The organism is Pseudomonas sp. FG43 (genome assembly GCF_057809175.1).
Window position 1 is genome coordinate 12,719 of record NZ_JBMDJL010000026.1, and the last position, 12,998, is coordinate 25,716.

Annotated in this window: 9 protein-coding genes; 4 read left to right on the top strand and 5 right to left on the bottom strand. The window is 57.4% G+C overall.

Annotated features, from left to right (window positions below; genetic code table 11):
- Nucleotides 1-55 precede the first annotated feature (55 nt).
- Nucleotides 56-433, bottom strand: a complete 378-nt coding sequence (locus ACODS3_RS23890; RefSeq protein ID WP_201003731.1) for a winged helix-turn-helix transcriptional regulator — start codon at nucleotides 431-433, stop codon at nucleotides 56-58.
- 101 nt (nucleotides 434-534) lie between these two features.
- Between ACODS3_RS23890 and ACODS3_RS23895 the strand changes: the two genes are divergently transcribed.
- Both ACODS3_RS23895 and ACODS3_RS23900 read left to right on the top strand, forming a co-directional pair.
- On the top strand, nucleotides 535-1,659 hold the full coding sequence (locus tag ACODS3_RS23895; protein WP_201017946.1) for an NADH:flavin oxidoreductase: 1,125 nt from the start codon (nucleotides 535-537) through the stop codon (nucleotides 1,657-1,659).
- Nucleotides 1,660-1,855: 196 nt separating this feature from the next.
- On the top strand, nucleotides 1,856-3,703 hold the full coding sequence (locus ACODS3_RS23900) for an amidohydrolase (protein WP_489036582.1): 1,848 nt from the start codon (nucleotides 1,856-1,858) through the stop codon (nucleotides 3,701-3,703).
- A gap of 74 nt (nucleotides 3,704-3,777) precedes the next feature.
- Here the strand turns inward: ACODS3_RS23900 and ACODS3_RS23905 are convergent, their stop codons facing one another.
- The 4 genes from ACODS3_RS23905 to ACODS3_RS23920 form a co-directional block, all read right to left on the bottom strand.
- The gene (locus ACODS3_RS23905; protein WP_489036584.1) at nucleotides 3,778-6,198 is read right to left on the bottom strand and encodes a TonB-dependent siderophore receptor; all 2,421 of its coding nucleotides are present in this window, start codon (nucleotides 6,196-6,198) and stop codon (nucleotides 3,778-3,780) included.
- Between the two features lie 113 nt (nucleotides 6,199-6,311).
- Nucleotides 6,312-7,274 (bottom strand): FecR family protein, encoded by a 963-nt coding sequence (locus ACODS3_RS23910; protein WP_201017944.1) that lies wholly within the window; start codon nucleotides 7,272-7,274, stop codon nucleotides 6,312-6,314.
- Between the two features lie 88 nt (nucleotides 7,275-7,362).
- The gene (locus tag ACODS3_RS23915; RefSeq protein WP_201017943.1) at nucleotides 7,363-7,860 is read right to left on the bottom strand and encodes an RNA polymerase sigma factor; all 498 of its coding nucleotides are present in this window, start codon (nucleotides 7,858-7,860) and stop codon (nucleotides 7,363-7,365) included.
- 201 nt (nucleotides 7,861-8,061) lie between these two features.
- Complete coding sequence (locus tag ACODS3_RS23920) at nucleotides 8,062-10,956, bottom strand: dermonecrotic toxin domain-containing protein (RefSeq protein ID WP_489036586.1); 2,895 nt, start codon at nucleotides 10,954-10,956, stop codon at nucleotides 8,062-8,064.
- 177 nt (nucleotides 10,957-11,133) lie between these two features.
- Between ACODS3_RS23920 and ACODS3_RS23925 the strand changes: the two genes are divergently transcribed.
- Both ACODS3_RS23925 and tadA read left to right on the top strand, forming a co-directional pair.
- The gene (locus tag ACODS3_RS23925) at nucleotides 11,134-12,507 is read left to right on the top strand and encodes a multicopper oxidase family protein (protein ID WP_489036588.1); all 1,374 of its coding nucleotides are present in this window, start codon (nucleotides 11,134-11,136) and stop codon (nucleotides 12,505-12,507) included.
- Nucleotides 12,507-12,995 carry a tRNA adenosine(34) deaminase TadA gene (tadA, locus tag ACODS3_RS23930; RefSeq protein WP_201017940.1) on the top strand — a complete coding sequence of 163 codons (489 nt, stop codon included), beginning with the start codon at nucleotides 12,507-12,509 and terminating at the stop codon, nucleotides 12,993-12,995. The genes ACODS3_RS23925 and tadA overlap by 1 nt, the downstream gene beginning before the upstream one ends.
- Nucleotides 12,996-12,998 lie beyond the last annotated feature (3 nt).

A 12,998-nucleotide genomic window follows, 5' to 3' on the forward strand; every position in this document is an offset into this window, starting at 1 on the left:
CTGTGGGGTTTTGGTTTGGAGGTCAAGAACTTCAATCTCAACAATACATGGCCCCCTAAATCTCCCTCCCAGCCGCACTATCAAACTGCAACCTCGCCTCTTCAACCTCCGGCAATTTCAGCAGTGTCCATTTGTGCAGCTCACGAAATGGCTGTTGCAGGCTTTGGCCTAGCGGGGTGATTTCGTATTGCACTGCCACGGGCGAAAGCGAGATGACCTGTCGGGAAACCAGTCCATTACGCTCCAGTCGTCTCAGGCATTGTGTGAGCGCCTTTTGGGTCACGCCTTCCAGTCGGCGTTTGATGGCGTTGAAGCGGTGTGGCTCTTCATCCAGAACAGCCAGAACCATCATGGACCACTTGTCTGCGATCTGATCAAACAGTGCGCGACTGGGGCAGTCCGACGAAAAACATTGTGGCTGTATTTCGAGCATCAGGTTTCCTCAGGTATACCTAGGCGACTCAAGGTGCCTAATTGACATTAAGTTTACAAAATATACTTATATGCCTTCCGAAATCAATGGATTCAACTTCGATGTCAAACCTTGATACCAGCGTTTTATTCCGTCCTTTTTCCATCGGCTCTCTGGAGTTGAAAAACAGGATTGTCATGGCTCCGATGACGCGCCTCTTCGCTCCGGAGGGCATACCGGGTGAGGCGAGTGCTGCCTATTATCGCCGTCGGGTGGAAGGGGGCGTTGGGTTGGTTCTGTCGGAAGGCACGGTCATTGATCGCCCGGCGTCACGTAATGAGGCCAGCATTCCTTTTTTCCATGGTGACGCGGCGTTGGCCGGATGGAAGAACGTGATCGATTCGGTTAAAGGTGCGGGTGGTCGCATGGGGCCGCAACTCTGGCACACCGGTGCAGTACGTAGCGACAGAGGTTGGGAGCCGGATGCGCCCGTTGAAAGCCCGTCTGGCCTCAATACGCCAAGTGATCCGCGCGGTGTGGCGATGAGCGAAGAGGATATTGCCGATACGGTGGCTGCGTATGCCAAGGCCGCTGCAAATGCCAAACGCCTGGGCTTCGACACCGTCGAGATTCATGGGGCTCATGGTTACCTGATCGATCAGTTCTTCTGGGCGGGCACCAATCAGCGTACCGACCGTTATGGCGGCCCGACCATCAAAGAGCGCTCGCGCTTTGCCAGCGAGATCGTTGCTGCCGTTCGTGATGCGGTCGGCCCCGAATTCCCGATCATCATGCGCGTCAGCCAGTGGAAGCAGCAGGATTTTGGCGTGCGTGTCGCCGAGACACCAGCGTTGATGGAAGACTGGCTGCTTCCGCTGGTCGAGGCCGGTGTCGACGTGCTGCACTGTTCGCAACGCCGCTTCTGGGAGCCTGAGTTCCCCGAGATTGATGGCGAAAACGGATTGAACTGCGCGGGCTGGGCCAAGAAGGTGACCGGGGCCGCTAGCATCAGTGTGGGTTCGGTTGGTCTGGACAACGATGTAACCAATGCCTTTGCCGGCAAGGGTTCGGCCCCTGCGCTTGCGAGTCTGGACCGGCTTGTCGAGCGCATGGAGCGCGAAGAGTTTGACCTGATCGCTGTAGGCCGTGTACTGCTGAGTGATCCGGACTGGGCGTCGAAGGTAGAAAGTGGAGAACTCGCAACGTTGGGCGGATTCAACCCCGCTTCTTTAGCCGAGTTGGTTTAAGCGTCTTGTGATGCAGCTCCCGTGTTACGGGAGTTGCTCTGCAATCGTTCGATACTCGTGAATAGGAAATGTCGGCATGCTCAAGCCCGCTTGAATACGGGCTTTTTTTCACCCCCGAATTATCTGGAAAGTCCCTGTGATGGCACGTTAATCTCATCTACCCATACCCACACAGTACCCCCTGAAAGGAATCACCATGTCTGAACGCTTCCAGTTCGGTTGTGCCTGTTGCAGTCCCCATATGTTGCCGACTTATCAGCACGATCACAGTCAGTGGCAGGACTTGCTCGCTGAAGTGGCCCAGCAGAAAGGCCCAAAAGGGTTGCCGCAGGCTGTGATCTTTCATGGCGGACATATTTATCCGGACCCTGAGCACCCCGAGCATCCTGTCGAGGCTATCGGGATCGCCAACGGTAAGGTGATCGAGAGCGGTATGCTTCATGGTGTGCGTGAGGCGATGAAAAAGTACGAGCCGGTTGAGCGGCAGCTCACGGGTGATGAGACTCTGTTGCCGGGCCTGATCGATCCGCATGCGCACCTGATCTCGAGCGCGCTCATGACCACCTGGACGGATTTGTCGCCGTTTAACGGGCAGGACCTGAATACGGATTACAGCATTGAAGTGGTCAAGGAGCGGCTCCGCAAAGCCGTCAAGGCGGCGAGCGAGTTAGCACAGCCGTGGGTGACCGGTTATGGCGTCGATCCTTCGTTGATGACGGTCTGGAAAGACATCGATGCCAAGTTCCTCGATGAGATCAGCGCCGGTACCAAGGTCCAGATTTTTCTGCTCAACGCCTCTGGTCACATCAGCTATGCCAACACTCTTGCGCTGAAGGCGGCCGGGCTCGACAAGGAATACCCGACAGGGGTCCTGACCGAGCAGCAATCCCAACTGATGATAAAAGCAATGCCGGCTACTACACCTCAGCAGATCTTCGACGGACTGAAGATCGTGTTTCGGCAGGCGAACGAGCGTGGCATCACAACCGTGTTCGATGCGAGCGTCGGTCTGATTGCAGGGACGGTTGAGGTCCCACTGATGAAAGGGCTGGCGGCGACCTCGGCGATGACGCTCCGGGTAGGCGGCGCGCTGTACGGTAATAGCAACGACTTTATGACCTGGATCGATTGCTACAAGCCCGAGTTGTCGAGTGACGGAAACAGCCTGTTTACATTGCGTGCGATCAAGCTGATCGCCGACGGCTCGAACCAGGGGTTGACCGGGTTGCAGAGCCAGCCATACCACTGCTGCGAAGAGCATTCTGTGCCAGGCGTCGGTGCCTACGGACTGTTCAACTACGATCCGGTGAGGAAACTGGCGGACGTGATGGCGTTGGCGAACTCGGCGGGCTGGCCGATTCTGACGCACGCCAACGGCGACGAAGGCATCGCCAACGTGCTGGCTGCCTATCAGATGGCACTCAGCAAGGTGCCGCCTCCGCCAGCACCCAAGCGGCCTTTCCCGACTGAACCTGCCTGGGCCGGGCAACGCCACCGGATCGAACACGCTTCGTTGCTTCACGATGATGCAATCGGCCTGATGAAGCGGATGGCGATCTCGCCAAGCTTTCTGATCGGTCACGTCGGTTACTGGGGTAAGGCGTTCAGGGACACGATTCTCGGTGCCGAGCGTGCATTGCTGCTGGACCGTTGCGCCTCGGCGTTGAAAGCGGGCCTGCGAATCAGCCTGCACAGCGACCATTTCGTCACGCCGTTCGGCCCGCTGCGTTATATGGAACAGTCGATCGGGCGTGTGATGGAGGCCTTGAAGGACAAGACTCCGGTGAACGAGGATGACAATGTGCTGAACCCGGATGAGCGTCTTAATGTGCATCAGGCGTTGCGTGCAGTGACGATCGATGCGGCCTGGCAATGCCATCTTGATCATCAGGTCGGCTCGCTGTTGCCGGGCAAGCAGGCCGATCTCGTGATCCTGGCGAAAAACCCGTTGCAGTGGCCGATGATTCACGCCAAGGGAATGCGCGACATCGGGGTACGGGAGACTTGGGTAAACGGCAGCCAGGTGTTTCCAGTCCTGCTGTGATGCCCATGTTGCTCCTGTAACCAGATGACCAAAAGAAAGCCCCTGAACTCAGGGGCTTTCCTGCATCTGGCAGATCAATACTTCCACGTCACCGAAGCCGTCAGATTCCGTGGCGCGCCATAGTTGGTGGAGCCTGCCGACTGATACAGCGACAGCAAGTATTTGCGGTCGGTGACGTTGTTCATGTTCAGCGATGTGCTCCAGTGCTCGTCGATGTCGTAGCTGGCCATCAGGTCCACCAGGGCGTAGGCCTCCTGGCTGACATTTTTGTTGGTGTCCAGCTCGGTTGAGCTTTGCCATTGAAGGCGGGTGCCGACTTTGGCCTTGGGCAGGCCGGGCAGGCGATAAGTCAGGCTGCCGCGCAAGGTATGAGTAGGGATGTACTTGCGAGCCTCCTCGCCATCGTCGTCTTCGATCCGCACAAAGTTATAGCCGCCAGCCAGTTCGAGGCCGGTCAGTACTTCGCCGGAGGCTCCCAGTTCGATGCCCCTGCTTTTGACGTTCGTTCCGCGATAGACGTATTGGCCACCCACGATTTCCCCGGTGAGTTCGGCGACGTTTTGCTGGTCTGTCTTGAATACCGCAGCAGTTACGGTCAGTCGTTCATCGAGCAGGCGACCTTTCACACCGGCTTCCATGCTTTTGCCTTCAAGTGGCAGGATCACTCCACCACTGGTGCTACGCACGTATTGAGGTTTGAAGATCTCCGTCCAACTGGTGTACAGGCTCCACTGTGGCGTGAGGTCATAAACCAGGCCGGTGTAGGGCGTTACCTTGCCGTGTACTCGGGTGTTGTGTGGCGAACCGTAGCCAGCCCCTTCGCCATCGGCGCTGAGCATGCGTGCCCCGGCGATCCAGTGCAGTTCATCGACAAGGCTGAAGCGCGCCCCGGCGAACAGGCTTTTCTGGCGGTCGGTGAACAGTTGTGTATTGAGGTCGTCGGTGTAGTTCAGTGCCGGTTGCACCACGTTGCCGGCCAGTGCATCGGAGAGGCTGACAAGCTGGTTGCCCGATGCATCTCTGTAGTGCCCGCGTTCGTCATGATGGGTGCGCCCGTAATTGGCGCCCACGGTCAATTCATGTTCCCGTCCGAGGAGTTTGAATGGGCCGGACAGCCGCGCTTCACCCGTCACCTGATGTTCCGTGCTGGTGGTGCGGTTGATATAGGCATAAGCATCGGTAGCCGTTGCCGGGATGGCGTACAGCATTTTGGTATTGGAGTCCTGGCTCATTCCTGCCAGGGTGACAGTGCTTGCCCAGCCATTGTCGAAAGCGTGTGTCAGCTCGATGAAAGCGCGTTTGGTATGGACGTCCCAGTAGGTCCACGGCTGGCCGACGCTGGAACTGCGGCTGCTGTAGTGAATACGGTTGCCCGCGTAATCGGCGATAGGCAAGGCTCCCCAGGTGCTGCCATTGGAGTAGCTGTTCTGTTGGGTAAAGCCCACGGTCAGGGTATCGGCATCGGACAGGTCAAAGGCCAGCAAACCTGCTGCCACGTTGACTTCGTGGCTGTACTGATCGAGGTAGGAGTTACCTTTGTCGTGGGAGGTGATGAAGCGTCCGCGAACGTTGCCGCTGTCTGTCAGGGGGCCGGATACATCCAGGCCCAGTCGGCGGTTGTCCCAGGAGCCGATGCTGCTGTCGATTCTGGCCTGGAAGGTATCGGTAGGCCGTTTGCGGACCAGATTGACGGTAGCCGACGGGTCACCCGTGCCGCTCATGAGCCCGTTGGCGCCATGCAGCACGTCGACCTGCTCGAATTCCGTCATGTCTTGATCGCCGACCAGCACGCCGCCCGAAAATGGCAGGCTCATGCCATCGTATTCAAAGTTTTCGATCTTGAAGCCTCGCGAGGTAAAGGCGGTGCGATCGGTTTCGAACTGTTCGACGGTGACGGATGGTGCGTTGCGCAACGCCTCTTTCACGCTGTTGAGTTTGAAGTCGTCCATTTGCTCGCGGGTTACTACGGTGATCGCCTGTGGTGTGTCCTTGTCGCTCAGGCCCAGGCGCGTAGTGCTGGAGACGGGTTTGCCCTGATAGCCTTGGCTCGGGCTGTCGTCTTGCATGGCGCGATACTGAATCTGGGTAGGACCAAGGATCACTTCGTTGCCCGCACTTTTATTGTCTGACGGGACAAGGTAAACCGTGACCGCGTCAGTGCGAGCGAAGCTGTAGCCACTGCCTTGCAGTAACTTCGTCAATGCTTCCTCGGCTGAATAACTGCCGATGACTGCGCTACTGCGCAAGGTCGCGTCCAGGTTGCCGTCGAGCAGCACGTTCTGCCCGGATTGTCGGCTGAATATCAACAGTGCCTGACGTAGCTGTTGCGCAGGAATATTGAGCGACAGCTTTTCTACAGTGCTTGCAGCGGCCTGACCTGATGCTCCGTGAGCCTGAACGGTACCGACGAGTAAAGCACACGCGAGTGCTGCGCCAAGGGCATTACGCTGCCAGCGGGGATCGGTTTTCAGGCTCGGGTTTGGTGTTTTGGCCATTCAGGTCGCTTCCTATGAAGTGCGCGCAGATATGCGAATATCAATCAGTCCCGTTAAGACGGATGAGCAATCGCGATTCCTGAAGGTGTCTTGAATTATTTATGCGCGAAGTTTCAGGCGGGGTAGATCAGCGTGACCAAGTCGGTGTAGCGAGTCGTACGCACCGACAGAGCTCTGGCAAGGACATCCAGCATCTGATCGGGCCTGTTCAGGTTGAGGATCAGGCTGACCCGGCGTGCAGCGAGTCGCTTGTCCATGATGAAGATTTTCCCTTCTCGCCATCGCTGCAATTCATCGACAACGGTGAGCAGCGGGGTGTCGAAGAATGCCAGGCGGCCATCGCGCCAGGCCAGTATTTGCTCCAGCTCGGCGTGTTGAATCGTACCGGTCTGGTTGGGGCTGAAGCGTACGGAAAAGCCTTCTTCCAGGTCTGTCTGTTGAGTGGCCGTGACGACCCGTACGTTCTTTCGAGTGACTGCCAGCCGGGCGCTTGCCTTGTCGCATGCCAGGCAGAATTCGCCTTCACGAGCGAGCACCTGGCCAGCTTCCGTATTGATCCGAAACTCAATGGCAGCAGGCACCACGCTGAAAAACGCTTCGCCCTGCAGCAGTTCCACTGAGCGTCTGGAGGATGAAAAGTCCAGATTCAGGGCTGTATCTGCGGCAAGGTCCACGGTCGAGCCATCTGGCAAGTTCACCTGACGACGCTCGCCCACGGCGGTACGCACATCTGCAAAGGGTGAGCCTGTTCCCTTGAGCCAGAAGGAGGTCGCACCCGCCGTGACGGCCACAGCGCTGGCGGCGACCCCAAGACCGACGAAGCGACGCCGGGACAGTTGAGTGCGCGCCACGGGCGGTTCAGGTTTCAGCAAGAGTGCCGATGCGGCCCATAGACTTTCCAGCTCGGCATAGGCCTGAGCATGCTGAGCAGAGGTCTCTATCCACCTTGCCAGTTCCTCGCGCTCGGCCTGAGTTGGCGATCCGCCATTCATCAACGCAAACCAGACGCTGGCCTGATGGCTTATATCATCAGGCTGACGTGCGGATTGATCGAGCAAGGGCGGTTCGGGATTCATTGGATAATCAATTCAACTGGAAAGAGTACTGGCGGGTGATTGTAATCCAGCCTGTTCACATGCGTTGGCTGTTACGACAGATACAGGCTCACTTGGACATGCCAAGCTTCAGTAAGTCCAGTGCCTTGACCATACGGCTATAGGCCGTTTTCGGAGAAATGCCGAGGCGTTCGCCAATCTCGGCATAGGTCATGCCTTCGACCCGTACCATCAGGAAAACCTCGCGACAAGGCGCAGGCATGCGTTGAATCACCTCGTTCAAGGTTGCCAGTTGCTGGTTGGCGATGGCTGCCTGTTCAAGGGTTGGCGTTCTTTGCCCGACGCTGCTCATTTCCTGGCTTTCCAGCGGCTCGCTTTTACGATGTTCCTGGCGTCTGGTGTGATCGATAAACAGGTTTCTGGCGCTGGAAAACAGATAGGCGCGGAAGTTTTCTATCCGTGTACGACCCATCTGCTCGGAGAGGCGAATGAACGTGTCCTGCGTCAGGTCGGCAGCGGTCTCTTTGCAACGCAAGCGGCGATCCAGGTATTCCTGGATTTCTGCGCGATGGGCGAGATACAGCGCCTTGAGATCTGAACCGGACATAAAGCCACCTTGGCTGACATGCAAGCGAGCGCGGGAAAATATCACAAACGAGAATCGTTTGTGTTGAGGCTTGGTATCAAAGTGCATTTTCAGCCGGCAGAGATGATGGATGGCGATCAAAGTCGAGCCATGGCGCCCCTAAAAAGGGCGGATACAACCGCTGAGTTCTATCCGCCTCTTGTTCATTTACCTCGGCACCTTCTAGCTGACATCCTTCATTCCCATCAATTTCAGCGCATCGACCAGTTGGCCCAGATTGTCAAAAGGGCGGCCGCTGATGGCCTGCCATCTAGGGCGTTCGATAAAGAACTTGCCGCGGCTGGTCTTGATGGCCGTTCGCACGATAGCGCCATCCGAGGCGCGGTGGATCAATAGCGGGCTGCCTGTATTTCTATTGATGACAAACATTCCCGGAATGATCAGGCGATTTTCTATCGTTGGTTGTGGATACACCTTGTTGATTGCCATCTGCATTCTGAAGTCGCTTTTGACGAAAGTGGGCAGCCTGCCGATCTCGCCATTCATGACCTGGCCCGGGTCAATCGAAAAGCCTTCGGGCTGGCCCAGGCTGACGTCCTCGGCTCTTATGCCTATGACCCCTTCCAGTTCGCTGATGCCGGGCACCCCTTCATAGGTATTGGCGTGTGCATTGCCGACCAGCGCCAGCCATTTGCCTTTAGGGCCTAGGTTCGGTGCATCGGCCTGGATGGTGGTGTGAGCGAAGTAGTTCATCATTTTGATACGCAGCAGCCCATCGGAGTCGTTCATGCCGACAATTCGATAACTGGCCATGCAGTCGAGGGGCTGGATACGGATGTGGTTTTCATTGGCGGCATTCACCAGTTCGAGAAAGGTGTACTGCCCCATGGGGTCTGTGTGATGACCTGTGTCCAGGTTTCGCAGGTAGGTTTTCAGATTGCCCGGCATGTTCCCCGATTCGGCAAACGTTTTCAGGTCCTGCAAATGGAAGTCGTTGAGCAGATGTTCCATATACAGCGTTCTGACATTAAGTTTTTTCAACAGGCGCATGTTATCGATCAGGAATTTCTTGCTGCCTAATTCGGCGTGGCTTTCCCCGATAACCAGGCCAGGAGCATTGGCCAGGATTTTCTGCAGTGTGGATTTACAGGTGTCGGTGGCTTCAAGCCGTGGCATCTCAGGCCTTTGCGGCAACTTTGTCTGACTGAAGAACTGGAAGGCATCCGTACGCAATCGCTCTCTCAGTGCCCTGAAATCAATATAGGGGTCTGTCCATGAATGAAGCCTGGCCCAATCCCCCTGCAAGACCTTGCGGTCTCCACCATTGGCTGCAACGGCGAGATCCTGCTTCATGTTTTCGGGGACGTCGTAGGCGCTGGCCCTGATTGGGTAATTGACTCGCGATGACCTCAGGCTTGATACCACGGGGCCTCCGCCTCTAAGGCCATTGGTCTTGAGCGTTTCCCACTGGCCGGCCGCATTGATGCGTATCGGGACATTGCGGTAGAACGAGAAAGGATTGTTCGGGTCGATAATGGCCCAGCCGTTCATCTCGTTAATGAAGCGAACGCGGTAAGTCTCGCCCTTGATCGAAACGTAGGTACTGCCGTCAGTCAGTTGATAGATACCCTGCATGCGGCCACTTTGCGCCACGGGAGAGCCGACAAGCGAGACCGTGCTCTTGAAGTCTTCAGGCAGCTCCGGCGCCTTGGCCGGTATCACTGCTGAAGCCTCTGTGATTGCAGGGGCAATGCCTGGCTCGACCTCGGTTGCAACAGGCAATGTTGCTTCGTGAGCGATAACCGGGTGTTCTGCTTCCGGAAAACCGCCGATCAGGAACAGGCTGTTGAACAGCACGTCCACTCCGCTGGTGATGGCCCCGATGACACCTGCCTTGCGCTCGGCAGTGGTGTGGCCGTTGACCGCCTGATCGATGTTCAGCCCCATGTCCGCCAGCCCGGCACCCACCACGGCCAGCGCAACAGGCCAGTCAATAGCCGCCAGTGGGCCGATGACATGGGAGAACGCATTGAGATAACCGATCCACATCTGCTTTCGCAGGTCAGAATTGGAGCGCATGGACAGATTGGCATCGGCGTTCATGCGGGTGCGTGCGCTGTCCCGAAGCCAGGTGAATGCATCCATGCCCAGGTCGCGGTCATTTTGATTGATCAATGAGGTGCTGGCAGTGGGCAGCAGATCCATCAGATGGTTGAGGCCGACGTCGTTGCTGATTTCGTTGCGCATTGAAAGCGGGAAATGCGAGAGCAATCGCGCCCGGTCACCGACTTTCGTTGTTTCGCTGACGAGCCAGGTTTTCAAGTGCTCCGGTGTATCGAAAACATGAATGGGGGTGATTTCCCCGGGGATATAGATAATTTGTCGGCCCTTGGGCGTCACGATGCGCAGGATATCGCTGGCTTCATGACCGCCGAGGTCAAAGGCCGTGACACGTACCCCGGCAGGCGCGCTGGTTGTAGCGGTCAGCATCGACAACTGGATCGGTGTGTGAATATTGTTCGCGACAGCCTGAATGATCGACTGGGTGTCCTGGGCGGATAAATGACCGTTGTGCCGATCTTCCAGGACCTTGGACAGGAAGTTGGCTTTGCTGAGGGTACGGAAGTCCTCGGCGCAGTTCTGCCAGAAGCTGGCAAGTTTTGCCTTGTATTGCGTACTGAAATCGATAGCCCACAAATCGCTCATGACATCTGAAACAAGCATTTTTATTTCAGTGTGCTCATCGTAGACATCGGCCTGCGGGCCGGCTGTGTAAAAGCCACTCATCGTTTGCAGTTCGTCTGCATAGTCCTGATCCTCTGCGTTGAAGCGATGCAGGATCAGTTGCGGCAGGGTCATTGACTCGATTGGCGAACCATAATGCTGCCAGCCACTGAAGGTGACATGGCTGCTCACCGCCGTGGTGAAGCGGTGCCAGTAGACGGTGTCTGGAGAAATCGTCAGGCCGGTGTGTTTGCGCAGGATATTCCTGGCGGTTTCCAGGGCCTGCTGGCGCATGTCGGGGCAGCTTTCTGCAAGGCGTCGGGCGATGCTTTTCAGCGTCATCCGGTCCTGGGAAAAGGGCGGGGCGGATGCGGGGGTGTTGTTCTGGTTCACAGGTTTTATCTCGTGTATGGAATCCTCCAAGCGTGTCGTGAATCGTGAGAACGTGAGCGCTAGATAGTTAGTGCGGTATTGATGCCCTTATCTTTCCCTAAACGCAGGTGTATCGTATTCGCCCCTCGCACCCACTCTCAGGTGCATCCCGCAGTCGTTCTTGAGGTTTTTTCCCCTATGTCCTTTACCCGTCGACAAATTCTCGGAGGTCTTGCCGGTCTTGCCGTGGTTGGTTTGGGCGCAGGTGGTGCTTCGCGTTACTGGCTGGGACGGCGTGGGCCGGGAGAGGGGCATGATTTCGAGCTGATTGCCGCGCCGCTGGATGTCGAACTGGTCGCAGGGCACAAGACGCCAGCCTGGGCGTTCGGTGGTTCTGCGCCGGGCACCGAGTTGCGGGTACGTCAGGGCGATTGGCTGCGCTTGCGCTTTATTAACCAGTTGCCTGTGGAAACCACCATTCACTGGCATGGCATCCGGTTGCCGCTGGAAATGGACGGCGTGCCTTATGTTTCGCAGTTGCCGGTCAAGCCGGGCGAGTATTTCGATTACAAGTTCCGTGTGCCGGATGCAGGCAGTTACTGGTATCACCCGCATGTCAGCAGCAGCGAAGAGCTGGGCCGCGGTCTGGTGGGGCCGCTGATTATCGAAGAGCGCGAGCCCACGGGCTTCCTGCATGAGCGCACGGTCAGCCTGAAGAGCTGGCATGTGGACGAAGAGGGGGCTTTCACAGAGTTCAGTGTCTTGCGCGAAGCCGCCCGTGAAGGCACGGCGGGACGGCTTTCGACCTTGAACGGCATTCCCCAGGCGGTTATCGATCTGCCTGCCGGGCAGATTACCCGGGTTCGCCTGCTTAACCTCGACAACACGGTGACCTATCGTCTCAACCTGCCGGACGCTGAGGCGCAGATCTATGCGCTGGATGGCAACCCGGTGACGCCGCGTCCTTTCGGCGAGGATTACTGGCTAGGGCCGGGGATGCGCATCTGTCTGGCAATCAAGGCACCGCCTGCGGGCGAGGAAATCGCCTTGCGCAACGGGCCGGTGCGGTTGGGGACTTTCCGTTCGGTCGCCAATAACGACGCGCCGGGCCAATGGCCGCCAGAGTTGCCTGCCAATCCGATTGCCGAGCCGGATCTGGAAAATGCCGAGAAGATCAACTTCAACTTCGAGTGGGTCGGCTCCATGTCGGTCAACACCGACAATGGCAAGCCGCCAAGCCTCTGGCAGATCAATGGCGAGGCCTGGGACATCACCGACAAGACCTGTGCAGACCGGCCTATTGCCAAGCTGGTGTTGGGCAAGAGTTACATCTTCGAGCTGAAGAACATGACTCAGTACCAGCACCCGATCCATCTGCATGGCATGAGTTTCAAGGTGATCGCGTCCAATCGGCGCAAAATCATTCCTTATTTCACCGATACCTTTCTGCTGGGCCGAAATGAGCGGGCGCGGGTGGCGTTGGTCGCGGATAATCCTGGCGTGTGGATGTTCCACTGCCATGTGATCGATCACATGGAAACCGGCCTTATGGCAGCGATAGAGGTTTCTTGATGCGGCAACCGCAAATCATTGATCGCAGTCGCGATCAGGACTTCATGCGCGAGGCGCTGGCGTTGGCCGCCGAGGGCGCGCTATTGGGCGAGGTGCCCGTTGGCGCGGTGCTGGTGCTGGATGGTCAGATCATTGGTCGCGGCTACAACTGCCCGATCAGCGGCAGCGACCCTAGTGCCCATGCCGAGATGGTCGCCATTCGCGATGCGGCCAAAGCGGTCAGCAACTATCGCCTGCCCGGCAGCACGCTGTACGTGACGCTGGAGCCTTGCAGCATGTGCGCGGGCCTGATCGTTCATTCCCGTGTGGCCCGCGTTGTTTACGGTGCGCTGGAACCCAAGGCAGGTATTGTGCAAAGCCAGGGGCAGTTTTTCACTCAAGGGTTTCTCAACCATCGCGTGTTGTTCGAGGGCGGTGTCCTGGGGGAGGAGTGCGGGGCGATGTTGAGCGAGTTTTTCAGGATGCGTCGGGCGGCCAGCAAGGGTTAGCGC

Coding starts and splice junctions, on each gene's coding strand:
- ACODS3_RS23890 (WP_201003731.1), bottom strand. CDS start 433: ATGCTCGAAATACAGCCACAATGTTTTTCGTCGGACTGCCCCAGTCGC.
- ACODS3_RS23895 (WP_201017946.1), top strand. CDS start 535: ATGTCAAACCTTGATACCAGCGTTTTATTCCGTCCTTTTTCCATCGGC.
- ACODS3_RS23900 (WP_489036582.1), top strand. CDS start 1,856: ATGTCTGAACGCTTCCAGTTCGGTTGTGCCTGTTGCAGTCCCCATATG.
- ACODS3_RS23905 (WP_489036584.1), bottom strand. CDS start 6,198: ATGGCCAAAACACCAAACCCGAGCCTGAAAACCGATCCCCGCTGGCAG.
- ACODS3_RS23910 (WP_201017944.1), bottom strand. CDS start 7,274: ATGAATCCCGAACCGCCCTTGCTCGATCAATCCGCACGTCAGCCTGAT.
- ACODS3_RS23915 (WP_201017943.1), bottom strand. CDS start 7,860: ATGTCCGGTTCAGATCTCAAGGCGCTGTATCTCGCCCATCGCGCAGAA.
- ACODS3_RS23925 (WP_489036588.1), top strand. CDS start 11,134: ATGTCCTTTACCCGTCGACAAATTCTCGGAGGTCTTGCCGGTCTTGCC.
- tadA (WP_201017940.1), top strand. CDS start 12,507: ATGCGGCAACCGCAAATCATTGATCGCAGTCGCGATCAGGACTTCATG.